Consider the following 23500-nt stretch of genomic DNA (forward strand, 5'->3'; position numbering starts at 1 on the left):
GCCTCAGATGTCTGACGCGGTTCTCACCGCACCCACGGCAACAGCAGATGATCGACCATCAAGAAGGCGAACAGTGCCATCAGATACACGATGGAATAGCCGAACATCTTCATCGAAAACAATTCGTCCGGCGGGTCCAGCATGCGCCACGCATACCAGAGGAATACCGCGTTGAGCACCACCGCGCCGCCGAGATAAAACACCCCACTCATGCCAACTGCCACCGGCAGCAGCGTCACGATCGTCAACACGATCGTGTAGATGAGGATCTGCTTGCGCGTGTGCGGCACCCCGTGGGTCACCGGCAACATCGGGATCGCCGCCTTGGCGTAATCGGCACGCCGGAAAATCGCCAGCGCCCAGAAGTGCGGCGGCGTCCAGATGAAGATGATCAGCACCAGGAGCGAGGCATTGATCCAGTCGGCCGTGGTCGGCAGCCCGGTGACCGCCGCCCAGCCCAGCATCGGCGGCGTGGCGCCGGCCAGCCCGCCGATCACGATGTTCTGCGAGGTCGCCCGTTTCAGGTAAACGGTGTAGATCACCGCATAGCCGATCATCGAGGCAAAAGTCAGCACCGCAGTGATGACATTCACCCAGACCACCAGCATGGTCATGGAGATCACGATCAGCACGCTGGCAAATACCATCACCTGCCACGGCCGCACCTTGCCCACCACCAACGGACGCCAGGACGTGCGCGCCATCTGCGCGTCGATCTTGGCATCGAGTAATTGATTGATCGCTGCCGCCGCCGAGGCGGCCAGCCAGATCCCCACAAATCCCAAGGTGCCCGCGCGCACCTGTGCCCAGGTGGGCACGCCGGGAATGGCCAGGAACATGCCCACCAATGCGGTGAACACGATCAGTGCCACCACCTTCGGTTTGGTCAGATCCCAATAATCGCGTGCGCTGACAGCCATGCTCACTCCGGCGCGCGCAGCCGCGCCAATAGCGACACCAGCACAAACAGCAGGGCTACCGCGCCGCCGTTGTGCAGCACCGACACCTCCAGCGGCAAGGCCAGCTTGACGTTGAGCATGCCCAGCGTCACCTGCACCGCCACCAGCACCGCCAGCGCGCTCGCCCACACGCGCATCCCCGGCGAACGCGATAGACGCCACGCGAGCCACCACAGATACAGCGCGGTCGCGATCGCCCACAACCGATGCGCCATCTGGATGGCGATACGCGCCGCGCCATCGAGCACGCCGCCTTCGTAATCCACACCGATCCCTCGCCACAGCGTGAAGCCTTCGCGGAAATCATGCGTCGGCCACCACTGGCTGACGCAACGCGGGAAGTTGTCGGCAGACCAGCTGCCGCCGCCGCAGGCCAGCGCCGCGTAATTGGCACTGACCCAGCCGCCCAGCGCGATCTGCAGGCCCAGCACCGCCACACCCAAGCGCAACAGCCACTTCAGCCGCGAAGCGTCGGCCAGCGTGATCGGCAAATGGGTCGCTCGCCACGCCATCCACACCAGCAGCGAAAACATCAGCATGCCGCCGAGCAGATGGCCCATCACCACGATGGGTTTGAGCAGCAAGGTCACCGTCCACATGCCCAGCAGCGCCTGGAAGATCACCACCGCCAGCGTCAGCACGCCGGCACGCGCCAGATCGATATTGCTCCAGCGCAACGCCGCCAGCAGCAGGATCGCCTCACCGGCGATCGCCACACCCATCGCCAGCGTGTGCCAGCCGGACATGTACAAGGGGATCGACAGCGCCACCAGCGCCGCTGCCGACACCACCTGCGCAATGCCCAGGCGGCGGCGACGTGCGGCCAGCAGCGACAGCACCAGCACTTCCACGCCCAACGCGCCGGCCAGGAAGCGGTGCACCTGTTCGCGCCAGGCCTTGTGCGACTCCAGCGGGCGGATCTTGCTGGCCACGTGCGTGTTGGCTTCGTCGGCGGTCTGCGGCCAGGTGACGCGGCCATAGCAGGTCGGCCAGTCCGGGCAGCTCATGCCGGCATCGGACAGGCGCACGAACGACCCGAACAGAATCGTGCTCGCAGTGAACAGCGCCGCAAGCCAGGCCATGCGGTGGAAGTGGCGGAACAATGCCGGTGGCGCAAACAGATTCATCGAGGCGGGCTCACATCAATTTCAGCAGCTTGGCCAGATCCGCGCGCAAGCCGGCCGGGTCGAAACCCGGGGCGTAACGCAGGATCACGAAGCCGTTGGGGTCGATCACATACACCGGCACGCCAGCCGCATCGTTGCCACGCGGCAGTGCGCCCCGCAGCGCGGCATCGTCGCGCAGCACGCGCAAAGCCGGCATCGGCGGCAGACCGGCGGGCGGCGTACCGATCCACAGCACCTCCACCTTGTCGGCACGATGCCCCAGCAGCTGCCAGACCTTGTCCAGTTCCGCAGCCAATGCCACGCATCGCTGCGCGCAGTCTGCCGGCGGCGCCAGCGCAATCCGCCAGATGCGCTCGCCAGGCGCCCACGCGTACGGTTTGCCGTCCGCGCGCACCGGCACCAGCGCACGCAGGTCGGCGGGCGGATTGAGCAATTGTCCGTTGTTGCGCATCGACGCCGGCTGCCAACCGGAGAAGCGCAGCACGCCGGCCAGCAACATCGAGCCGAAGAACAGCACTGCCAGGGCAATCAGCATCCTGCGGCCGCGTTTGACCGAGTGCGGCGTGGCCGATGTAGGAGAGGTCATGCCGGTGATTTTCTCATGCCGCGCGGGTCAGTGCCCGCGCCGCCGACGGCGCCGCGCACGCCAGCTCAGCAGCGTTGCAGTGGCCAGCACCGCCGCTGCAAGACCGAACCATTGCACCGCGTAACCCAAGTGCCGCGCGGGCGGCAGCGTGTTCGGCAGCATCTCCAGATCGCGCGCATAACCGACCGGTATGGCTGGATCCAGGCGCAATACCTGCGACGAAATGTCGCGCCTTTTCAGCGTACTGCGCACCGCCTGCACATCCAGACGTGTCGCCAGCCAGGTATTGGGCGTAGCGGTAGGCGCCAACGCCGGCCCGATTGCCAGACCGGATGACGGCGGCGCGCTCAGCAGCCCCTGCACGTCGCGCCCACCTTCGAGCGCAGTGAGCGTCGGCAGTTGCCGATTCGCCGGCAGCGGCAGCCAGCCCAGGTCGACCAGCAACGTACGCGATGTGCCTTGCACCGCGGCGAGCTGGTAGACGCGCACACCGGCACGCCCGGCATGCAATTGATTGTCCAGCAGCACCTGCTGCTGCAAGAACCGTACGCGTCCGCTCACCCACGCCAACTGCTGCCGCGCGGCCACTGCCTGCGCCAGCGTCAACGGTGTCTCACGCACATGCGCGGCGCGTTCCAACAACGCTTGTTTGCTGTGCATGCGCTGCAGCTGCCATTGCCCCAACGCCGCAAACCCCGCGCTGACCAGCACGGCCAGCACCCAACCCAACACCGCCGTGTGCTTGCGCGTCATGACAAGCGACGCAAAAAAGCGTGCAATGCCCGGACCACGTCGACGACCACCGGGGCTGTTGTGAACGATTCGCTCAAGACGCTGCTGATTGTCGCCTTCCTGATCGTGATCCTGTGGAACCTGGGTGCCGGTCTTTACTACCTGCTCACCGACCGCGGCCAGACCAAACGCACCGTCAACGCACTGACCTGGCGCATTGGCTTGTCAGTCGCGTTGATCGCCATCGTGATCATCGGCATCTACACCGGCTGGATCAAGCCGCATGGCGTCGGCCGCTGACGCGGCCGGGACTGGAGAATCGGGAGTAGGGAATCGTAGAAGCAAAAGCAGGCTCGCTCTGGCGATTCCCGATTCCCGATTCCCGATTCTCAAAGTACATACACGAACAGGAACAGCGCTAGCCACACCACGTCTACGAAGTGCCAGTACCATGCGGCCGCTTCAAAGGCGAAGTGGTTATCGCGACTGAAGTGGCCCTTGGCCGCGCGTAGCCACATCACCGCCAGCATGATCGTGCCCAACAGCACATGCATGCCGTGGAAACCGGTGAGCATGAAGAACGTGGAACCGTAAATGCCCGAGCCCAGCGTGAGATTGAGTTCGGTGTAGGCGTGAATGTATTCCTCTGCTTGCAGGAACAAAAACACGCAACCCAGCAGCACCGTCAATCCCAACCACAGCAGCAGCGCACCGCGCCGGCCGCCTTTCAGTGCGTGATGCGCAATGGTGAGCGTCACACCGGAGCTGAGCAAAATCAGCGTATTGATCAGCGGCAATCCCCAGGCCGGAATGGTCTGGAATTGCCCGCCGATCGTGCCCGGACCATTGGTCGGCCAGGCAGCGGAATAGCCGTTCCACAGCAACTCGTTGGTCATCACGCCATCGCCTTCGCCGCCAAGCCAGGGCAGCGTCAGCACGCGCGTGTAGAACAAGGCGCCGAAGAAGGCGCCGAAGAACATCACCTCGGAAAAAATGAACCACACCATCCCCATCCGGAATGACCCATCCACCTGGCGGTTGTAGTTGCCGGCGTTGGACTCGCGAATGACGTCGCCAAACCACATGAACAAGGTCGCCAGCAACATCGCCATGCCGGCGAAGAATGTCCAGCGTCCCCAGGACGCATCGTTGAGCCAGCTGGCCACGCCGATCATCATCACGAACATCGCAATCGACCCGACAAAGGGCCATTTGCTCTGGGTCGGGACGAAATACGCATCGGCGTTGGGACTGTGATCGGCCATGGCGTTGCTTCCGTGTCGTAGTGCGGGTGGATGAAGGTTACGGCGCCGCGCGCGGCGTGCCGGACACGGCACCGCCCTGCAGTTCCGAGGTCAACGCGTCATTGCGATAAAACGTGTAAGACAAGGTGATTGTGGTGACTTCCGCAGGCAACGCAGGGTCCACAATGAAACGCAGCGGCATATCGCGCGTCTCCCCGGCCTGCAGCGTCTGCGCGGTGAAACAGAAACATTCGGTCTTGTTGAAGTAGCCCGACGCACGCGCCGGTGCAACCGACGGTACTGCGCTACCCACCACCGCGCGCTTGCTGTCGTTGCGCGCGAAATACAGCGCCTCGTTGAGCTCGCCCGGCACCACGTCCATCGTCATCTGCTCGGGATGGAAGGTCCACGGCAGCTTCGAATTGACCCCTGCATCGAACTCCACCCGCACCGTGCGTTTGCCACCGCCCACCGCATTGGACGCACCCTCGCGGGTGCTACCCGGTGCGCGCTCCATGCGAATGCCGAAAACTTTTTCGCACGCGATGCGGTACAGCGGCACCAGCGAAAAGGTCAGCACGAAGACGCCCAGCACCACGCCCAGCAGCTTGAACAAGCCAGCGGTCGGCGCATGCGTGGGCGCGCGCGCAGTCATCGGCCGATGACGCCTGAGGCGATAAAGCCGGCATAGATCAGCAACGCGATGATCCCCACCGTGATTGCCGTGCGGCGTACCGCGCGGCGCTGCTGCGCCTGCCGCTCGGCAGCCGATAGCAGACGCGTCACTGCCGGCTCCGATGCCGACTCAGTGGCCGATGTCTTCATGCGCAAGATCTCCAGGCTTGATAACCGGCGGCACGGTGAAGGTGTGTGCAGGCGCCGGCGAAGGCACCGTCCACTCCAGCCCCTTTGCACCTTCCCAGGCGCGCGCATCGGCGCGGGCACCGCTACGTAGCGACGCAAGCAAAATGGCGGCCATCAGGAACGGCGTAGCAAACATGCCGAACGCACCGATCGAACTGACCAGATTCCAGTCGGCAAACACCACGTTGTAGTCGGGGATGCGCCGCGGCATGCCGGCCAGACCGAGGAAGTGCTGCGGGAAGAACAACAGGTTGACGAAGATCATCGTCCACCAGAAATGGAACTTGGCCCAGGCCTCGTTGTACATGCGCCCGGTCCACTTGGGCCACCAGTAGTACACCGCCGCAATCAAGGCAAATACCGCGCCGGTGACCAGTACATAATGGAAATGCGCCACCACAAAATAGGTATCGTGATACTGGAAGTCCGCCGGCACGATCGCCAGCATCAGGCCGGAAAAACCACCGATGCTGAAGAGGATCACAAACGCCACGGCCCACAGCATCGGCGATTCGAACGTCAGCGAGCCTTTCCACATCGTGCTGACCCAGTTGAACACCTTCACCCCGGTCGGGATGGAGATCAGCATCGTGGCGAACATGAAATAGATCTCACCGCCGAGCGGCATGCCCACGGTGAACATGTGGTGCGCCCACACAATGAAGCTCAAAAACGCGATCGCGGCGATCGCATAGACCATCGCCTGATAGCCGAACAGCGGCTTGCGGCTGAAGGTGGGGATGATTTCGCTGACCACGCCGAACGCCGGCAGGATCATGATGTACACCTCCGGGTGCCCGAAGAACCAGAAGATGTGCTGGTACATCACCGGGTCGCCGCCGCCGGCCGCGTTGAAGAAGCTGGTGCCGAAGAACTTGTCGGTCAGCAGCATGGTGACCGCACCGGCCAGCACCGGCATCACCGCGATCAGCAGGAACGCGGTGATCAGCCAGGCCCAGCAGAAGATCGGCATCTTGAGCAGATCGATGCCCGGCGCGCGCATGTTGAGCACGGTGGCGATGATGTTGATCGCACCCATGATCGAGCTGACGCCAGCCACATGGATGGCAAACACACTGAAGGCCACGTTGTAGCCGCCCTGTAGCGACAGCGGCGGATATAGCGTCCAGCCACCGGCAGGCGCCCCGCCAGGCAGGAACAGCGTCAGCAACAACAAGGTGAAAGCGACCGGCAACAACCAGAACGACCAGTTGTTCATGCGCGGCAACGCCATGTCCGGTGCGCCGATCTGCAGCGGAATCATCCAGTTCGCCAGGCCGACGAAGGCCGGCATCACTCCACCGAAGATCATCACCAGCGCATGCACGGTGGTCATTTGGTTGAAGAATTCGGGTTTGACGAACTGCAGGCCCGGCTGCATGAGCTCGGCGCGGATCACCACGCTCATCGCCGCACCGATGATGAACATCACGAAGGAGAACAGCAGGTATAGCGTGCCGATGTCCTTGTGATTGGTCGAAAAGAACCAGCGCTCGACGAAGCCGGGCTGGTGGTGTCCGTGGTGATCGACTGCGGTATGCGCCATGACGGAACGACCTCTGTGAAGCGGTGCGGTTGCGAGCGGTATTAGAGAGCGGCGGTCGGTGCGGCAGATTGTGCTGCCACGGGAGCGGCCTCACCGTTAGGTACTGTCGCTGGTGCAGCCGACGGGGGAGTTGCTGCCGGCGATGCCGCGGGCACTGCATTTGCGGCGCTGCGACGCGCTGCCAGCCAACGCTGGAACTCGGCCTTGGGCAGCGCTTCGACCACGATCGGCATGAAGCCATGATCCTTGCCGCACAATTCCGCGCACTGGCCGCGATACACGCCCGGCTGCTCGATATTGGTCCACGCCTCGTTGACGATGCCCGGGATGGCGTCCTGCTTCCAACCCAGTGCAGGCACCCACCACGCGTGGATCACGTCGTCGGCGGTGATCACAAAGCGGATCTTGGTATTGACCGGCAGCACCAGGCGATTATCGACGTCGAGCAGATAATGCGGTTGCGACGCCACGGTGGGGCGTTCGCCGCTCTGCCGGATGCGATCCGATTCGCGCGCCAGACGGCTGGTGAATTCCACGCCCTGGCCCAGATATTCGTACTTCCACATCCACTGGTAGCCGGTGACCTTGACTGTCATTTCCGACTCGCGGGTGTCGTACATCGCAATCAGCTTGGCCGTCGCCGGCCATGCCATGGCAATCAGCACCACCACCGGAATTACCGTCCATAGCACTTCGGCCCGCGTGTTGTGGCTGAACTGTGCGGCGACCGCGCCTTTGGACTTGCGGAACTTGAACATCGCATAGCCCATCGCACCGAACACCAGTACGCCGATCACCACGCACACCCACAGCGCCACCATATGCGCCTCATAGGCCATGCGTGCGGTCTGCGTCACCCCGCGGCCCATATTGAGCTGCCATTCCTTGGGATCGGCCGATTGCGCCCACACGACCGGCGCGCCGACCAGCGCTGCAAGCGCCAGGCCCAACCTTGTGTACGTCGACTTCCAGCTGCTGCGTTGCGTCATTGCCTAGACCCTTACGTCATCGGTGACGGCCATTGGCGGCCGCGAGCAAGCGTTTCAGCGTATCTGCCAGTTCCACACGTTCGGCCGGCCCGAGAAAACTTCCGATCTCGATCTGCCTGCCGCTGCTCACCAACAGCACCCTGTCGTCGCGTTCCATGCATAGCCGCACCCAGTGCGGATGTGCCTGAAACGCTGGTGGCGCATGCCCGGACGGAAACACCTCAACGGCGGTCTCCCCTACCCGGATCGCTTCTTCGCGCTCGCCACTTCGCCATAACTGCCGTAGCGCCAACGCCACCACACCACTGTGCAACAGGGCGAATACCGGCGCGAATGCATTGCCGGTCCACCACCCCAGGCCCGCAAATAACCACATCGTTCCTGCCAATACTGCAAACAACAGCACGAATTGCCTGGCCGACAGCGCCCGCGGAGGCCGCAACCGCAATTGCGTCCCAACCCCTTCGGACATCAACGGCAGCACTTCGATCATTGGCAACACGCAGCGGACTGCGGGAACAGCCCGATGGTAGACCCGCGCGAACGTATGCGGCAAGCGTTTCCGCCGATCAAAAATTTGCTGCAGTGCAGCTAAAAACGCGTGGAAATCAATTACTTCACCCAAAGCGGCCGACTGGGCGTGCCGTTCAACGGGTCTGCCATCACACGCTGGGGCCACCTGCATAAAACGGCGGGAAAGCTGCCGCTTCCACACAAGTGCGCCGGGGCTCCCGCTCTCTAGAATGCGTAAGGATTCCCAGGCACCTTTCGCATGAACGCTCAGCTCGACTCGCTTGCCTCCATCGTCGCCGCGCCTCCGCTACTCGCGCCCGAACTCCCGGTCGCGCCCGGTGCATTGCGCGCTGCCATCACCGCTGCCTGGCTCAAGGACGAAGCCGAGCACGTGCACGAACTGCTCGACCAGGCGCGCTTGCCCGCGGCAGAGCAGGCCAAGGTGCAGGCACTGGCCGCCGATCTGGTCACCCGTGTGCGTACACGCGCCCAGGACCAGGGCGCGATCGAAGCCTTCATGCGCCAGTACGACCTCGGCAGCGAAGAAGGCGTGCTGCTGATGTGCGTGGCCGAGGCGCTGCTGCGCATTCCCGACCAGGACACCGCAGACAAGCTGATCCGCGACAAGCTCGGCGATGCGGACTGGAAAAAGCACATGGGCGGCAGCGACTCGGTGCTGGTCAACGCATCGACGTGGGGCCTGATGCTCACCGGCAGGCTGGTGCAACTCAACGACCTCACCCGTGCGGATGTGCCCGGTGCTTTCAAGCGCCTGATCGGCCGCGTCGGCGAGCCGGTGATTCGTCTGGCCGTGCGTCAGGCGATGAAGATCATGGGCCACCAGTTCGTCATGGGCCGCACCATCGGCGAGGCATTGTCGCGTTCGCGCAAGGGCGACAACGCCGATTACCGCTATTCGTTCGACATGCTCGGCGAAGGCGCATTGACAATGAAGGATGCGCAGCGCTATCTGCAGGCGTATCGCGATGCCATCCATGCGATCGGCCGCAGCGGCAGTTTCGTCGACACCGATGTGTTCGCAGCGCCCAGCATTTCGATCAAGCTCTCCGCGTTGTATCCGCGCTACGAACATGCCAAGCGCGCACGCGTGATGGCCGAACTTGTGCCCGGCGTGCTGGAGCTCGCGCAGTTGGCCAAGTCGTACGGCATCGGCTACACCGTCGATGCCGAAGAGGCCGATCGCCTGGAGCTGTCGCTGGACATCATCGAGGCCACCTTTTCCGACCCATCGCTGGATGGCTGGGAAGGCTATGGCCTGGCGGTGCAGGCGTATCAGAAGCGCACGCCCTATACGATCGACTTCCTGGCCGACCTTGCGCGGCGCGTTGGCCGACGCATTCCGGTGCGCCTGGTCAAGGGCGCCTATTGGGATGCAGAGATCAAACGCGCACAGATCGAAGGTCACCCGGGCTATCCGGTGTTTACGCGCAAGCAGAACACCGACGTGTCCTACCTGGCCTGCGCACGTCGCATGTTTGCGCACAGCGATGCGCTGTATCCGATGTTCGCTACGCATAACGCGCAGACCATCGCTGCGGTACGTGCGATTTCAGCGGGTAAGACGTATGAGCATCAAAAACTGCACGGCATGGGCGATGACCTGTATGCCGAGGTGATTCCTGCCGATCGTCTGGGGCTGCCGTGTCGTGTGTATGCACCGGTCGGCTCGCACGAAGATCTGCTGCCTTACCTGGTGCGTCGCCTGCTCGAAAACGGCGCCAACTCCAGCTTCGTCAATCGCATCACCGATGAGGACGTTGCTATCGAAGACCTGATCCGCGATCCGGTCGAAGCGGTGTCGTCGTTTGTCTCCATCCCGCACCCCAAGATCCCGCTGCCGACCGATCTGTTGCGCAGCCAGAACCAGAACAGGAAGAACTCCATGGGCGCCAATCTCGCCAACGACAACGATCTGCGGCAGCTGGCCGAGCAACTCAATGCCGCCGTCAAACCGTGGAAGGCAGCGCCACTGGTACCCGGCGCGGTGATCAGCACCCCGAGCGAGGCGGTACTGAACCCGGCCGATCGCCGCGAGACGGTTGGGCACTGGCAGCCAGCCGATCCCGCGACGGTGCAGAAGGCGCTGGCCTCGGCAGCTGCAGCCCAACCGGGTTGGAACCGCACCCCGGCGGCAAGCCGCGCCACCATCCTGGAACACGCCGCCGACTTGCTCGAGGCGCGCATGCCCGAGTTCATGGCAATTTGCGTCAAGGAAGCGGGCAAGACGCTGCCCGATGCCGTGGCCGAAGTCCGCGAGGCAGTCGACTTCCTGCGCTACTACGCTGGTCAGGCGCGCGCGCAGTTCGGCGCACCCGAGCGCCTGCCCGGACCGACCGGCGAGTCCAATGAACTGCAATTGCACGGTCGCGGCGTGTTCGTCTGCATCAGCCCCTGGAATTTCCCGCTCGCCATTTTCCTGGGCCAGGTCGCCGCCGCACTCGTTGCCGGTAATAGCGTGATCGCCAAACCCGCCGAGCAGACCAATCTGATCGGCTACGCCGCAGTGAAGCTGCTGCACGAAGCAGGCGTACCGGAAGCCGCCGTGCAATTCCTGCCTGGTGACGGCGCCACCGTGGGTGCTGCACTGACCAACGATCCGCGCGTGGCGGGCGTAGCGTTCACCGGTTCCACCGAAACCGCACGCATCATCAATCGCACCCTGGCTGCGCGCGATGCTGCCATCGGCGTGTTGATCGCCGAGACCGGTGGCCAGAATGCCTTTATCGCCGACTCGTCATCGCTGCCCGAAGCCGTGGTGAAGGATGCAATTTCCAGCGCCTTCATCTCCGCCGGGCAACGCTGTTCGGCGGCGCGCGTGTTGTTTGTCCAGGACGACATCGCCGACAAGGTCATGACCATGCTCGCCGGTGCCATGGGTGAGCTGAAGATAGGCGACCCTGGTTTGCTCTCGACCGACGTTGGCCCGGTAATCGATGCAGATGCGCTCAAGATCCTCGACGATCACGCAGCTCGTATGGACCACGAAGCCCGCCTGATCGGAACCACCAAGCTGGATGACGTCACCGCACATGGCAGCTTCTTCGCCCCGCGCGCCTATGAACTGACATCGCTCAGCCAGCTGCAACGCGAGGTCTTCGGCCCGGTCCTGCATGTCATCCGCTGGAAGGCAGATCAGCTCGACGCTGTCATCGACCAGATCAATGCAACCGGCTACGGCCTGACGTTGGGCGTGCACTCGCGCATCGACGAGACCATCGACCGCATTACATCGCGCGTCGCGGTTGGCAACGTCTACGTCAACCGCAATCAGATCGGTGCCGTCGTCGGTGTCCAGCCCTTCGGTGGCCAGGGCCTGTCCGGCACCGGCCCCAAAGCCGGCGGCCCGCACTACCTGCTGCGCTTCGCCACCGAGAAGGTCGTCACCGTCAACACCACCGCAGCTGGCGGCAACGCCTCGCTACTGACACTGGGCGACTAAGCATCCCCTCGCCAGGTGCTTTGGCCTGCTGAGAAGACAAAAACCCCGCTGAAGCGGGGTTTTTGTTGTGTCTACATACCAACAGGGCGCGGTGTTTGTGTCGGCGCAGTTGTAAGTAAAAGGGGGTCAGCCATTCTTGCGCAACGGCAGCGCTGACGGTTTTTCGTTGGGTGTTGATGTTGAAAACCTCGCGATAGCCGGAGAGGCATCAAAGTCGATGCACCGATGCCCTTGGATGCCCAAAGTATGGGAGCGCGACGACTTGGGGAAAGTGGCGCTAACCGCATTTCCTCGACGTGTTTACAGCGCGTTGAGGACGCTGATTGCTTGAATAAGGTACCGCCTACGAGGTGCTTGTCGGGGACGTACTATGGCAACGACCGGCGGGAGGGGGTTGCGATTATATTTCCAATTTTGACGCAAGAAGAAACCCTCAGTCCAGTTGAACTGAGGGTTTCGGGTAAAGCCCCTGGCGATGACCTACTCTCGCATGGCTTGAGCCACACTACCATCGGCGCAGCTGCGTTTCACTTCCGAGTTCGGGATGGGATCGGGTGGTTCCACAGCGCTAATTTCACCAGGGAGACGGTTGGAGAGTCGCCAGTCGGAGCTTCGTGACAAACGACTGCACATGGGTGCAAGCGTTTGCGTTGAAGCACGTACGGCGCTCGTCTCGCATAGTTAACTTGTGACGTAGCTTGCGTTTGGTGATCTACCAACGTTCGTTGGGACCAAGGCAACTTGAGGTTATATGGTCAAGCCGCACGGATCATTAGTATCAGTTAGCTCAATACATTGCTGTACTTACACACCTGACCTATCAACCACATAGTCTATATGGTTCCTTTAGGGGGCTTGTGCCCCGGGAAGTCTCATCTTGAGGCGCGCTTCCCGCTTAGATGCTTTCAGCGGTTATCGCTTCCGAACATAGCTACCCGGCAATGCCACTGGCGTGACAACCGGAACACCAGAGGTTCGTCCACTCCGGTCCTCTCGTACTAGGAGCAGCCCCTCTCAAACTTCCAACGCCCATGGCAGATAGGGACCGAACTGTCTCACGACGTTCTGAACCCAGCTCGCGTACCACTTTAAATGGCGAACAGCCATACCCTTGGGACCGACTACAGCCCCAGGATGTGATGAGCCGACATCGAGGTGCCAAACACCGCCGTCGATATGAACTCTTGGGCGGTATCAGCCTGTTATCCCCGGAGTACCTTTTATCCGTTGAGCGATGGCCCTTCCATACAGAACCACCGGATCACTAAGACCTACTTTCGTACCTGCTTGATCCGTCGATCTTGCAGTCAAGCACGCTTATGCCTTTGCACACAGTGCGCGATGTCCGACCGCGCTGAGCGTACCTTCGTGCTCCTCCGTTACTCTTTAGGAGGAGACCGCCCCAGTCAAACTACCCACCATACACGGTCCCTGATCCGGATAACGGATCTAGGTTAGAACGTCAAGCACGACAGGGTGGTATTTCAAGGATGGCTCCACTGCAGCTAGCGCCACAGTTTCATAGCCTCCCACCTATCCTACACAGACGAACTCAACGTTCAGTGTAAAGCTATAGTAAAGGTTCACGGGGTCTTTCCGTCTTGCCACGGGAACGCTGCATCTTCACAGCGATTTCAATTTCACTGAGTCTCGGGTGGAGACAGCGCCGCTGTCGTTACGCCATTCGTGCAGGTCGGAACTTACCCGACAAGGAATTTCGCTACCTTAGGACCGTTATAGTTACGGCCGCCGTTTACTGGGGCTTCGATCAAGAGCTTCGCCTTGCGGCTGACCCCATCAATTAACCTTCCAGCACCGGGCAGGCGTCACACCCTATACGTCCACTTTCGTGTTTGCAGAGTGCTGTGTTTTTGATAAACAGTCGCAGCGGCCTGGTTTCTGCGACCCTCTTCAGCTATAGCTCGCATGAGCCACCAAAAAGGGTGCACCTTCTCCCGAAGTTACGGTGCCATGTTGCCTAGTTCCTTCACCCGAGTTCTCTCAAGCGCCTGAGAATTCTCATCCTACCCACCTGTGTCGGTTTACGGTACGGTCTTCGTGAGCTGAAGCTTAGGAGCTTTTCCTGGAAGCGTGGTATCAGTGACTTCGCCATAAAGGCTCGTCTCGGTGCTCGGTCTTAAAGAATCCCGGATTTGCCAAAGATTCAAACCTACCGCCTTTCCCCGGGACAACCAACGCCCGGTACACCTAACCTTCTCCGTCCCTCCATCGCACTCACGCGAGGTGCAGGAATATTAACCTGCTTCCCATCGACTACGGCTTTCGCCCTCGCCTTAGGGACCGACTAACCCTGCGTCGATTAACGTTGCGCAAGGAAACCTTGGGCTTTCGGCGTGCGGGCTTTTCACCCGCATTATCGTTACTCATGTCAGCATTCGCACTTCCGATACCTCCAGCAGACTTCTCAATCCACCTTCGCAGGCTTACGGAACGCTCCTCTACCGCGCATAAAACAAGTTTTATGCACCCCAAGCTTCGGTTCACTGCTTAGCCCCGTTAAATCTTCCGCGCAGACCGACTCGACCAGTGAGCTATTACGCTTTCTTTAAAGGGTGGCTGCTTCTAAGCCAACCTCCTGGCTGTCTGTGCCTTTCCACATCGTTTTCCACTTAGCAGTGAATTTGGGACCTTAGCTGTGGGTCTGGGTTGTTTCCCTTTTCACGACGGACGTTAGCACCCGCCGTGTGTCTCCCGGATAGTACGTACTGGTATTCGGAGTTTGCAATGGTTTGGTAAGTCGCGATGACCCCCTAGCCATAACAGTGCTCTACCCCCAGTAGTATTCGTCCGAGGCGCTACCTAAATAGCTTTCGAGGAGAACCAGCTATCTCCGGGTTCGATTAGCTTTTCACTCCTAATCACAGCTCATCCCCGTCTTTTGCAACAGACGTGGGTTCGGGCCTCCAGTACCTGTTACGGCACCTTCACCCTGGCCATGACTAGATCACCCGGTTTCGGGTCTACTGCCCGCGACTATGCGCCCTTATCAGACTCGGTTTCCCTTCGCCTCCCCTATACGGTTAAGCTTGCCACGAACAGTAAGTCGCTGACCCATTATACAAAAGGTACGCAGTCACTCTTGCGAGCTCCTACTGCTTGTACGCACACGGTTTCAGGATCTATTTCACTCCCCTCTCCGGGGTTCTTTTCGCCTTTCCCTCACGGTACTGGTTCACTATCGGTCGGTCAGGAGTATTTAGCCTTGGAGGATGGTCCCCCCATATTCAGACAGGGTTTCACGTGCCCCGCCCTACTCGTCTTCACTGGAGTGGCCCTTTTAAATACAGGGCTATCACCTTCTATGGCCAATCTTTCCAGATTGTTTTTCTAAAGCCATTCCAGCTTAAGGGCTGTTCCCCGTTCGCTCGTCACTACTTAGGGAATCTCGGTTGATTTCTTTTCCTCCGGTTACTTAGATATTTCAGTTCACCGGGTTCGCTTCCAGCAGCTATGAATTCACTGCAGGATACTGCCGAAGCAGTGGGTTTCCCCATTCGGATATTGCCGGATCAAAGCTTGTTGCCAGCTCCCCGACACTTTTCGCAGGCTACCACGTCCTTCATCGCCTCTGACCGCCTAGGCATCCACCGTGTGCGCTTATTCGCTTGACCATATAACCCCAAGTTGCCTCGGAGCTATATGTATGTGTTGTGTGGGGTACAAAGCCACCAACGCGAACATACGACTCAATTATTTAGGGACTCGAAGTCCCCGCCTTAGCCTCAACGACACGTTTAGATAGATATCTCAAACGCTCGCTACGTCACAAGTTATAAAAGAACACGTACCAGCCTCAACGCTGATCCGTATAAATTCTTAAGTGTGCACTACATTCAGAGTGGTGGGTCTGGGTAGACTCGAACTACCGACCTCACCCTTATCAGGGGTGCGCTCTAACCACCTGAGCTACAGACCCGAAGTCTTTTCACTCAATATGGTGGAGCCTGTCGGGATCGAACCGACGACCCCCTGCTTGCAAAGCAGGTGCTCTCCCAGCTGAGCTAAGGCCCCAAAAGGGACTTCGCATACCGACCTGTGCCGGTATGAATCTCTGAATGCAGGTAATTTGTGAGGACGCCCGACAGGACGAATGACGTCATGCTCAAAAGGAGGTGATCCAGCCGCACCTTCCGATACGGCTACCTTGTTACGACTTCACCCCAGTCATCGGCCACACCGTGGCAAGCGCCCTCCCGAAGGTTAAGCTACCTGCTTCTGGTGCAACAAACTCCCATGGTGTGACGGGCGGTGTGTACAAGGCCCGGGAACGTATTCACCGCAGCAATGCTGATCTGCGATTACTAGCGATTCCGACTTCATGGAGTCGAGTTGCAGACTCCAATCCGGACTGAGATAGGGTTTCTGGGATTGGCTTGCCCTCGCGGGTTTGCAGCCCTCTGTCCCTACCATTGTAGTACGTGTGTAGCCCTGGTCGTAAGGGCCATGATGACTTGACGTCATCCCCACCTTCCTCCGGTTTGTCACCGGCGGTCTCCTTAGAGTTCCCACCATTACGTGCTGGCAACTAAGGACAAGGGTTGCGCTCGTTGCGGGACTTAACCCAACATCTCACGACACGAGCTGACGACAGCCATGCAGCACCTGTCTCACGGTTCCCGAAGGCACCAATCCATCTCTGGAAAGTTCCGTGGATGTCAAGACCAGGTAAGGTTCTTCGCGTTGCATCGAATTAAACCACATACTCCACCGCTTGTGCGGGCCCCCGTCAATTCCTTTGAGTTTCAGTCTTGCGACCGTACTCCCCAGGCGGCGAACTTAACGCGTTAGCTTCGATACTGCGTGCCAAATTGCACCCAACATCCAGTTCGCATCGTTTAGGGCGTGGACTACCAGGGTATCTAATCCTGTTTGCTCCCCACGCTTTCGTGCCTCAGTGTCAGTGTTGGTCCAGGTAGCCGCCTTCGCCACGGATGTTCCTCCCGATCTCTACGCATTTCACTGCTACACCGGGAATTCCGCTACCCTCTACCACACTCTAGTGACCCAGTATCCACTGCAATTCCCAGGTTGAGCCCAGGGCTTTCACAACAGACTTAAACCACCACCTACGCACGCTTTACGCCCAGTAATTCCGAGTAACGCTTGCACCCTTCGTATTACCGCGGCTGCTGGCACGAAGTTAGCCGGTGCTTATTCTTTGGGTACCGTCAGAACAATCGGGTATTAACCGACTGCTTTTCTTTCCCAACAAAAGGGCTTTACAACCCGAAGGCCTTCTTCACCCACGCGGCATGGCTGGATCAGGCTTGCGCCCATTGTCCAATATTCCCCACTGCTGCCTCCCGTAGGAGTCTGGACCGTGTCTCAGTTCCAGTGTGGCTGATCATCCTCTCAGACCAGCTACGGATCGTCGCCTTGGTGGGCCTTTACCCCGCCAACTAGCTAATCCGACATCGGCTCATTCAATCGCGCGAAGCCCGAAGGTCCTCCGCTTTCACCCGTAGGTCGTATGCGGTATTAGCGTAAGTTTCCCTACGTTATCCCCCACGAAAGAGTAGATTCCGATGTATTCCTCACCCGTCCGCCACTCGCCACCCATAAGAGCAAGCTCTTACTGTGCTGCCGTTCGACTTGCATGTGTTAGGCCTGCCGCCAGCGTTCACTCTGAGCCAGGATCAAACTCTTCACTTAAAATTACATGTCCGAAGACAAATTACTTTAGCTGCAGAAGTTCAACCACTGACAACTTATCGCTTGCAAAGCAATTAATATGTTGCTTTTTGATTAAACGTCTGCAAGATGGACAATCATCCTTCCTGCAGGCGTCCGCACAAATTACCTGCGCACACTGTCAAAGAACATTGGGAAGTGGCCTCAGCGCCGTTCCCGTCAGCTTCGTCGTTTCCGTCGAAGCGAGCCGCCCATTATAGCGGACTTTTTCTTGCCGTCAACACCTTGTTGCCGAGGTGGTTGACGCTGCCTCATTTCAACCCGAAGGTTTTCTGCGAAGCGAGCCGGCCATATTAGCAGGCTTTTCATCTTCGTCAACCCCTCGTGAAGAGAATGTTGCCGCCGCTGCACCTCAATCCGCCGTAGCGTCTTTCCGTGTAGCGAGCCGCCCATCATAGCCGGCTTTTGCGTTTCGTCAACACCCTGGCTTCAGGGAATTTTCGAACCCTTTCGCTCTGGTTCCGCGTTTGCGGAGTCCGTTGCGTCGGGGGAGGCGAACTATATGCCCGCAAACGGAGTTTGGGAAGCCTTTTGTGAAAAATTTTTCACAGAATTGCCAAATACGTGCGCTGGCACTCAGCCGGGCTCTTAGAACATGTTTGAAGATCGATCTGTTGGTTGCGGCCTTCTATATGGAGCGCCGCAGCAGCGGCCCGGCGTTGCGGCTTTGCAGCAACCCTGTCGCGGGTCAACCAGTAATCAGCGACACGCGGGCGAAATTGCGCTTGCCCACCTGGATGACCGCCTCGAATCCCGGGGCGAACACGCGGCCGGCATCCTCGATCACCTCACCGTCGATCTTGACCGCGCGCTCCTTGAGCTTGCGATTGGCCTCTGAGTTGCTCGGCGTAAGCCCGGCAGCCGTCAGCAGGCTTGCGATCCGCAGTCCTTCCGCCGGGACCATGACCTCCTGCAGCGGCAGCAGGCTGGTGTCGCCCTGCCCTGTGACCACGGCGTGCCAGCCGGCGATGGCCTGTTCGGCTGTCGCTGCATCGTGGAAACGCGTCGTCAGTTCGCGGGCCAGACGCAATTTGACATCGCGTGGATGCAGTTCACCGGAAGCGACCTGTTCTTTCAGGCGCGCCGCTTCGGCCACGCCGATGTCGAATGACAACAGATCGATCCAGCGCCAGGTCAGCTCGTCGCCGATCTTCATGGTCTTGGTGACGATATCGATCGCCGGCTCATTGATACCGATGTAGTTGCCCAGCGACTTGGACATCTTGGCAACGCCGTCCAGCCCTTCGAGCAACGGCATGGTCAGCACGACCTGCGGCGCCTGGCCGTAATGCTCCTGCAGACCACGGCCCATCAACAGGTTGAACTTCTGATCGGTGCCGCCCAGCTCGACGTCGGCCTTCAAGGCCACCGAGTCGTAGCCCTGCACCAACGGATAGAGGAACTCGTGGATGGCGATCGGCTGCTGGCCGGCGAAGCGCTTGGCGAAATCGTCGCGCTCGAGCATGCGCGCCACGGTGTGCTGGGCGGACAGCTTGATCATGTCGGCGGCGCTCATCTGGCCGAACCACTCGGAGTTGAAGCGCACTTCGGTGCGCTCCCGGTCCAGGATCTTGAAGACCTGCTCTTCATAGGTGCGGGCATTGGCCAGCACATCGTCGCGACTGAGCGGTTTGCGGGTGGCGTTCTTGCCGCTCGGGTCGCCGATCATGCCGGTGAAGTCGCCAATCAGGAAGATGACCTGGTGACCCAGCTCCTGAAATTGCCGCATCTTGTTGAGCAACACGGTGTGGCCCAGGTGCAGATCCGGCGCTGTGGGGTCGAAGCCGGCCTTCACCCGCAGCGGGACACCCGACGTCAGGCGGGCTTCAAGCTGATCGAGCTTGAGAATCTCGTCGGCGCCACGGCCGATGAGTGCGAGGGATTCTTCGATAGTGGCCAACCACAGACTCCAGCGGCGTTTGCCGTCAACAACGTGAATGATGTTAAACGCGGGTTAATTCCGCGCCAAGTGAAAATAATGAACAGGCTCAATGGTTTGACGCGCTGTTACAGGCTGTCTATGGTACCGGCGATTGGGCTCGCACTTCGAGCCAGCGAGGAAATCCAACGATGCAGAACTCAGAGCAGGGCCGTGCACGCAAGCGGCGCTTTCAAGAACGCCTCCACGTCCTCCACGACACTGCACTGCATCGCAAGCTCAAGCAGCATCTCCCGGCCGCATTCAACGACCGTTGGACGCGCCGCCACTGGATCCACGCCAGCCTGTTCGCGACCATCGGCGCGATGGTCGCGACGATCGTGCCGGGTTTCTCCAACGCCATCGACACCCCGCTCTCCAGCCATTCCACACTGGCATTGCCATTGCCTCCGCTGGTGCCCAGCCGCAAGCAGCTAGCGCCGAGCACCGAGTGGGAAATCCTGCAGGTCAAGTCGGGACAGACGCTGAGCACCTTGTTCGGGGAGTTGGGAATCCCGACCGCGGTGATGTATCAGGTACTGGCGCATCCGGGCACCAAGGAGGCGCTGACCAAACTGCGTCCGGGGACCGAGATTGCGTTCGACATGCCGACGCCGGGTGAGTTGCGGGCACTGCGCTTTGATCGCGACGCCAGCCATCGGGTGGAATTGCGGCTGCTTGGCGACAGCGTGCGCGAAAAGGTGACCGAGCGCGCGACGACCACGCGCACCGTGGTGGCCAGCGGTGAGATCAGCAGTTCGCTGTCCGCATCGGCTGGCAAGTCCGGGCTGTCGCCAGCTGCGGTGGCGATCATGACCGACGAGATCTTCAAGTACGACATCGACTTCGATAAGGATCTGCAGCCAGGCGACCGTTTCAGCGTGGTGATGGATGAAACCTGGCGCGAGGGCGAGCGGATCAACACCGGCGACATCCTGGCGGCGACCTTCACCACCGGCGGCAAGACCTACACCGGATTCCGCTTCGAGCGCGCCGGCAAGCCGGCCGAGTATTACGACATCACCGGCCGGCCGTTGAAGAAGAGCTTTATCCGCATGCCGGTGGCGTATAGCCGCATCAGCTCCACCTTCGGTGCGCGCAAGCATCCGGTGCTGGGCACGATGCGCATGCATAAAGGTGTGGATTACGCGGCCGCGTCGGGCACGCCGATCATGGCGGCCGGCGATGCGCGGGTGGTGTTCGTCGGCACCCAGCGCGGCTACGGCAATGTCGTGATCCTGGATCACGGCAAGAACTACAGCACGCTGTACGGGCACATGTCGCGCTTCGGCAAGGTCAAGGCCGGCCAGCGCATCAATCAGGGCACGGTGATTGGCTATGTCGGCATGACCGGCCTGGCCACCGGCCCGCATCTGCATTACGAATTCCGCGTCGCCGGGCAGCAGCGCAACCCGATGTCGGTGACGATGCCGCCGCCGGAGCCGCTGCAGGGCGCCGAACTGGCGGCCTTCCGTGCACAGACTGCACCGGCCATGGCGCGCATCGAAGGCATGGAAAAGATGATCTATGCCGATGCCAACAAACCCGCCAAGAACAAGTCGCGCGGCTGAGGACTGCGGCGGGCATTAACCGGTGCGGGTCGCACTGGTCCGCGTGCCGCCGTGCCGAGCGACTGCAGTTGCGCGAGTTTGCTTGAGATCTACAGGGCGCTCTTGGCAGTGCCCTTGGTCGGCACGCGTGTCCGCGCCGACCAGCACGTCAGCAAACTGTTGCAATCAGCGGAAGCGGTGAAGACGTCAGCGGCGCATTGACAGCAGCTGACAAAACTGCGGTGCAGCCAACAGACGGGCGCGGACGGTGCTCGGTGCAGCAGCTCACCCTCGTACACTCCGGTTTTCCGCGTCGTCCATCCCCACGTGACGATTGCTCGCGACGCTTTGCTCGCCGCTCTTAGAGGGTCGCGTGGATTCCTGTCTGCTGGCGGCCTTCGCTTGTAAGGGTCACCGCCCTTCCGGGCCAGCCCATCGACAGGCCAGTTGACTGGCCTCCCTGAGCTGCACAAGCTGGGTGACCGCTGCGCATCTGGCTCTGGCATGACTGTTCTGGAACACGAAAACTCCCCGCTGTATCTGGGCCTGATGTCGGGCACCAGCGCCGATGGCATCGATGCTGCGCTGGTGCGTTTTGCCGATGACCGCCACTGCCGTTGCGAACTGGTGGCAGGCATGACGGTGCCGTGGGCACCGCAGCTGCGCGAGACATTGGTAGCGCTGGGCCAGGGCGCTGAGACCATCGCCATCGATGCGCTGGGCCAGCTGGATGCGCAGGTAGGCCTGGCCTTTGCGGACGCGGCCAATCAACTGATCGACACCTGTGGCATCGCGCGACAGCACATCCGCGCAATCGGCTCGCATGGGCAGACCATTCGCCATCGGCCGACCGGCGACCCGGCCTTTACCTGGCAGATCGGCGATGCGAGCCGGATTGCCGAGCACACCGGGATCACTACGGCGGCCGACTTCCGCCGCCGCGATGTGGCCGCTGGGGGTCAGGGCGCGCCGCTGATGCCGGCGTTTCATCTGGCGATGCTGGGGGCTGGCGATGAAGACCGCGCCGTGCTCAATCTGGGCGGGATCGGCAACCTGACCTTGATTCCGCGCGATGGCACGGTGCTGGGCTTCGATACCGGCCCGGCCAATGCGTTGCTGGATAGCTGGTGCCTGCACCATCGCGGCACGGCGTTCGACGCCGAGGGTGCGTTTGCTGCCAGTGGCAATGTGGATGCGTCGTTGCTGCAGGCGTTGCTGGCCGACCCGTGGTTTGCGCTGGCGCCGCCCAAGAGCACTGGGCGCGAACATTTCCACTTGGCCTGGGTGCAGCAGGCGATGGGCAACGCGACGCTGCAGCCCGCCGATGTGCAGGCGACCTTGCTAGAACTCACCGCGGCCACCGTGGCCGATGCCTTGCTACGGCTGCAGCCGCAGACCCGCCGCGTGCTGGTGTGCGGCGGCGGCGTGCGCAATCCGGTGCTGATGGCGCGGCTGGCGGCGCGGCTGCCAGGTGTGGTGGTGGAATCCAGCGCACGACACGGGCTGGACCCGGATTATCTGGAGGCGATGGGGTTTGCATGGCTGGCGGCCGAATTGCTGGCCGGGCGCCCGGCAAATCTGCCTTCGGTCACCGGGGCTGCAGGGCCGCGACTGCTGGGGGCGATCTATCCGGCGTGAACCACCACACGACCAACGCTGACGCCCCTAGCCAGGGGCCCGCGCTGGCGCCACGCGCCAGGTTGGCAAGGCCAACGCAGCGCGGTGGTTTTGAAACCATGCAAGCTTGCCGGCCGCCATCGAGCCGTAGCGCTCAGCGAGTGATGCATGGTCGGTAATCCATGGCCACTGCGTACATGACGACTGCCATGGTCTGGCCTGGCCTGCGCAACTGGATGCATCGATTGAGCTGAGGCGTTACGACGAACACCTTGCAAGGCGCGCAGGTAGAGAATGACCGCGGAGAGCGGATAAGCAAGACGACTGCGCGCACCACCAGGCGGGCGCGTGCAGTGCTGGCAAGCCTCACTTACCACTCGCAACTGCGATTCTGAGCACGCGTACGGCACCCATCCGACGACTGTCCGCGCCGTTTCTGTCAGCCGCTCTAAGGCGTGTTGCCGGCCGGCAGTGCCTTGAGCGCGGCGATGGCTTCGGCCAGGGCATCGACTTCGGGGTGCTGCAGGCCACCGGTGACTTCGAACTCGCTGGCGAACAGGCCTTGTTCGAGCAGATGCATGACGGTCTGGTGCTGGGTCCAGCCGCGTGCGACGGAAATGCGGCGGATGCGGTCTACCAGCACCGGATCGATATCACGCAACACCAGATCGGTCATGCCCTTC

At 61.0% G+C, this 23500-nt stretch carries 16 protein-coding genes, 2 tRNA genes and 3 rRNA genes; 4 read left to right on the forward strand and 17 right to left on the reverse strand.

Annotation, left to right across the window (positions count from 1 at the left end; all coding sequences use genetic code 11):
• Positions 1-23 precede the first annotated feature (23 nt).
• The 4 genes from cyoE to ACCQ06_RS20575 are packed head-to-tail and all read right to left on the reverse strand — an operon-like array spanning position 24 to position 3425.
• On the reverse strand, positions 24-920 hold the full coding sequence (cyoE, locus tag ACCQ06_RS20560; protein ID WP_316688941.1) for a heme o synthase: 897 nt from the start codon (positions 918-920) through the stop codon (positions 24-26).
• Positions 921-922: 2 nt separating this feature from the next.
• The gene (locus tag ACCQ06_RS20565) at positions 923-2086 is read right to left on the reverse strand and encodes a COX15/CtaA family protein (RefSeq protein WP_316688943.1); all 1164 of its coding nucleotides are present in this window, start codon (positions 2084-2086) and stop codon (positions 923-925) included.
• Positions 2087-2096: 10 nt separating this feature from the next.
• Positions 2097-2672 carry a redox-active disulfide-containing membrane protein gene (locus tag ACCQ06_RS20570; RefSeq protein WP_104615766.1) on the reverse strand — a complete coding sequence of 192 codons (576 nt, stop codon included), beginning with the start codon at positions 2670-2672 and terminating at the stop codon, positions 2097-2099.
• Positions 2673-2699: 27 nt separating this feature from the next.
• Positions 2700-3425, reverse strand: a complete 726-nt coding sequence (locus ACCQ06_RS20575; RefSeq protein ID WP_316688945.1) for an SURF1 family protein — start codon at positions 3423-3425, stop codon at positions 2700-2702.
• Between the two features lie 60 nt (positions 3426-3485).
• Here ACCQ06_RS20575 and ACCQ06_RS20580 point away from each other — a divergent pair, with 60 nt between their 5' ends.
• On the forward strand, positions 3486-3704 hold the full coding sequence (locus ACCQ06_RS20580) for a twin transmembrane helix small protein (protein WP_104543860.1): 219 nt from the start codon (positions 3486-3488) through the stop codon (positions 3702-3704).
• An 89-nt stretch (positions 3705-3793) separates the two neighbouring features.
• Here the strand turns inward: ACCQ06_RS20580 and ACCQ06_RS20585 are convergent, their stop codons facing one another.
• Genes ACCQ06_RS20585 through ACCQ06_RS20610 form a run of 6 tightly spaced genes read right to left on the reverse strand, consistent with a single transcriptional unit; the run spans position 3794 to position 8540 of the window.
• Positions 3794-4669: a cytochrome c oxidase subunit 3 gene (locus tag ACCQ06_RS20585; RefSeq protein WP_228324707.1), complete on the reverse strand. Its 876-nt coding sequence runs from the start codon at positions 4667-4669 to the stop codon at positions 3794-3796.
• Positions 4670-4706: 37 nt separating this feature from the next.
• Positions 4707-5303, reverse strand: coding sequence for a cytochrome c oxidase assembly protein (locus ACCQ06_RS20590; RefSeq protein ID WP_316688948.1), 597 nt, complete (start codon positions 5301-5303; stop codon positions 4707-4709).
• Positions 5300-5473, reverse strand: a complete 174-nt coding sequence (locus ACCQ06_RS20595) for a hypothetical protein (RefSeq protein ID WP_003484652.1) — start codon at positions 5471-5473, stop codon at positions 5300-5302. The genes ACCQ06_RS20590 and ACCQ06_RS20595 overlap by 4 nt, the downstream gene beginning before the upstream one ends.
• Positions 5454-7058 (reverse strand): cytochrome c oxidase subunit I, encoded by a 1605-nt coding sequence (gene ctaD, locus ACCQ06_RS20600; RefSeq protein ID WP_046964238.1) that lies wholly within the window; start codon positions 7056-7058, stop codon positions 5454-5456. The genes ACCQ06_RS20595 and ctaD overlap by 20 nt, the downstream gene beginning before the upstream one ends.
• A gap of 41 nt (positions 7059-7099) precedes the next feature.
• A complete protein-coding gene (gene coxB / locus ACCQ06_RS20605) occupies positions 7100-8047 on the reverse strand; it encodes a cytochrome c oxidase subunit II (protein ID WP_316688951.1) in 948 nt (315 codons plus the stop codon).
• 16 nt (positions 8048-8063) lie between these two features.
• Positions 8064-8540, reverse strand: coding sequence for a DUF2244 domain-containing protein (locus ACCQ06_RS20610; RefSeq protein ID WP_170068618.1), 477 nt, complete (start codon positions 8538-8540; stop codon positions 8064-8066).
• Positions 8541-8819: 279 nt separating this feature from the next.
• On the opposite strand from ACCQ06_RS20610, the gene putA reads away from it, so the two are divergent.
• Positions 8820-12020, forward strand: a complete 3201-nt coding sequence (gene putA / locus ACCQ06_RS20615; protein ID WP_316688953.1) for a bifunctional proline dehydrogenase/L-glutamate gamma-semialdehyde dehydrogenase PutA — start codon at positions 8820-8822, stop codon at positions 12018-12020.
• A gap of 467 nt (positions 12021-12487) precedes the next feature.
• Here the strand turns inward: putA and rrf are convergent.
• The 6 genes from rrf to tyrS form a co-directional block, all read right to left on the reverse strand.
• Positions 12488-12602 (reverse strand): 5S ribosomal RNA (rrf, locus tag ACCQ06_RS20620).
• A gap of 169 nt (positions 12603-12771) precedes the next feature.
• Positions 12772-15652: ribosomal RNA gene (locus ACCQ06_RS20625) — 23S ribosomal RNA — on the reverse strand.
• 228 nt (positions 15653-15880) lie between these two features.
• Positions 15881-15957, reverse strand: a tRNA-Ile gene (locus ACCQ06_RS20630).
• 19 nt (positions 15958-15976) lie between these two features.
• Positions 15977-16052 (reverse strand) — tRNA-Ala (locus ACCQ06_RS20635).
• A gap of 94 nt (positions 16053-16146) precedes the next feature.
• A 16S ribosomal RNA gene (locus ACCQ06_RS20640) occupies positions 16147-17693 on the reverse strand.
• The 16S, 23S and 5S rRNA genes sit together here with 2 tRNA genes alongside, the layout of an rRNA operon.
• 727 nt (positions 17694-18420) lie before the next feature.
• On the reverse strand, positions 18421-19632 hold the full coding sequence (gene tyrS / locus ACCQ06_RS20645; RefSeq protein ID WP_316688955.1) for a tyrosine--tRNA ligase: 1212 nt from the start codon (positions 19630-19632) through the stop codon (positions 18421-18423).
• 170 nt (positions 19633-19802) lie between these two features.
• Between tyrS and ACCQ06_RS20650 the strand changes: the two genes are divergently transcribed.
• Positions 19803-21221 (forward strand): M23 family metallopeptidase, encoded by a 1419-nt coding sequence (locus ACCQ06_RS20650; protein ID WP_316688957.1) that lies wholly within the window; start codon positions 19803-19805, stop codon positions 21219-21221.
• 483 nt (positions 21222-21704) lie between these two features.
• Positions 21705-22838, forward strand: coding sequence for an anhydro-N-acetylmuramic acid kinase (locus ACCQ06_RS20655; protein WP_316688958.1), 1134 nt, complete (start codon positions 21705-21707; stop codon positions 22836-22838).
• A 427-nt stretch (positions 22839-23265) separates the two neighbouring features.
• Here the strand turns inward: ACCQ06_RS20655 and ACCQ06_RS20660 are convergent, their stop codons facing one another.
• Positions 23266-23493, reverse strand: a complete 228-nt coding sequence (locus tag ACCQ06_RS20660; RefSeq protein ID WP_055847421.1) for a hypothetical protein — start codon at positions 23491-23493, stop codon at positions 23266-23268.
• Positions 23494-23500: the final 7 nt, after the last annotated feature.

The sequence above is a fragment of the Xanthomonas sp. NCPPB 4467 genome (genome assembly GCF_041475665.2).
Taxonomy (GTDB): domain Bacteria; phylum Pseudomonadota; class Gammaproteobacteria; order Xanthomonadales; family Xanthomonadaceae; genus Xanthomonas; species Xanthomonas dyei.

Bases quoted from the DNA above. Each gene is read 5' to 3' on its own strand.
- cyoE (WP_316688941.1), bottom strand. From the start codon at position 920: ATGGCTGTCAGCGCACGCGATTATTGGGATCTGACCAAACCGAAGGTG.
- ACCQ06_RS20565 (WP_316688943.1), bottom strand. From the start codon at position 2,086: ATGAATCTGTTTGCGCCACCGGCATTGTTCCGCCACTTCCACCGCATG.
- ACCQ06_RS20570 (WP_104615766.1), bottom strand. From the start codon at position 2,672: ATGACCTCTCCTACATCGGCCACGCCGCACTCGGTCAAACGCGGCCGC.
- ACCQ06_RS20575 (WP_316688945.1), bottom strand. From the start codon at position 3,425: ATGACGCGCAAGCACACGGCGGTGTTGGGTTGGGTGCTGGCCGTGCTG.
- ACCQ06_RS20585 (WP_228324707.1), bottom strand. From the start codon at position 4,669: ATGGCCGATCACAGTCCCAACGCCGATGCGTATTTCGTCCCGACCCAG.
- ACCQ06_RS20590 (WP_316688948.1), bottom strand. From the start codon at position 5,303: ATGACTGCGCGCGCGCCCACGCATGCGCCGACCGCTGGCTTGTTCAAG.
- ACCQ06_RS20595 (WP_003484652.1), bottom strand. From the start codon at position 5,473: ATGAAGACATCGGCCACTGAGTCGGCATCGGAGCCGGCAGTGACGCGT.
- ctaD (WP_046964238.1), bottom strand. From the start codon at position 7,058: ATGGCGCATACCGCAGTCGATCACCACGGACACCACCAGCCCGGCTTC.
- coxB (WP_316688951.1), bottom strand. From the start codon at position 8,047: ATGACGCAACGCAGCAGCTGGAAGTCGACGTACACAAGGTTGGGCCTG.
- ACCQ06_RS20610 (WP_170068618.1), bottom strand. From the start codon at position 8,540: ATGATCGAAGTGCTGCCGTTGATGTCCGAAGGGGTTGGGACGCAATTG.
- putA (WP_316688953.1), top strand. From the start codon at position 8,820: ATGAACGCTCAGCTCGACTCGCTTGCCTCCATCGTCGCCGCGCCTCCG.
- ACCQ06_RS20650 (WP_316688957.1), top strand. From the start codon at position 19,803: ATGCAGAACTCAGAGCAGGGCCGTGCACGCAAGCGGCGCTTTCAAGAA.
- ACCQ06_RS20655 (WP_316688958.1), top strand. From the start codon at position 21,705: ATGACTGTTCTGGAACACGAAAACTCCCCGCTGTATCTGGGCCTGATG.
- ACCQ06_RS20660 (WP_055847421.1), bottom strand. From the start codon at position 23,493: ATGACCGATCTGGTGTTGCGTGATATCGATCCGGTGCTGGTAGACCGC.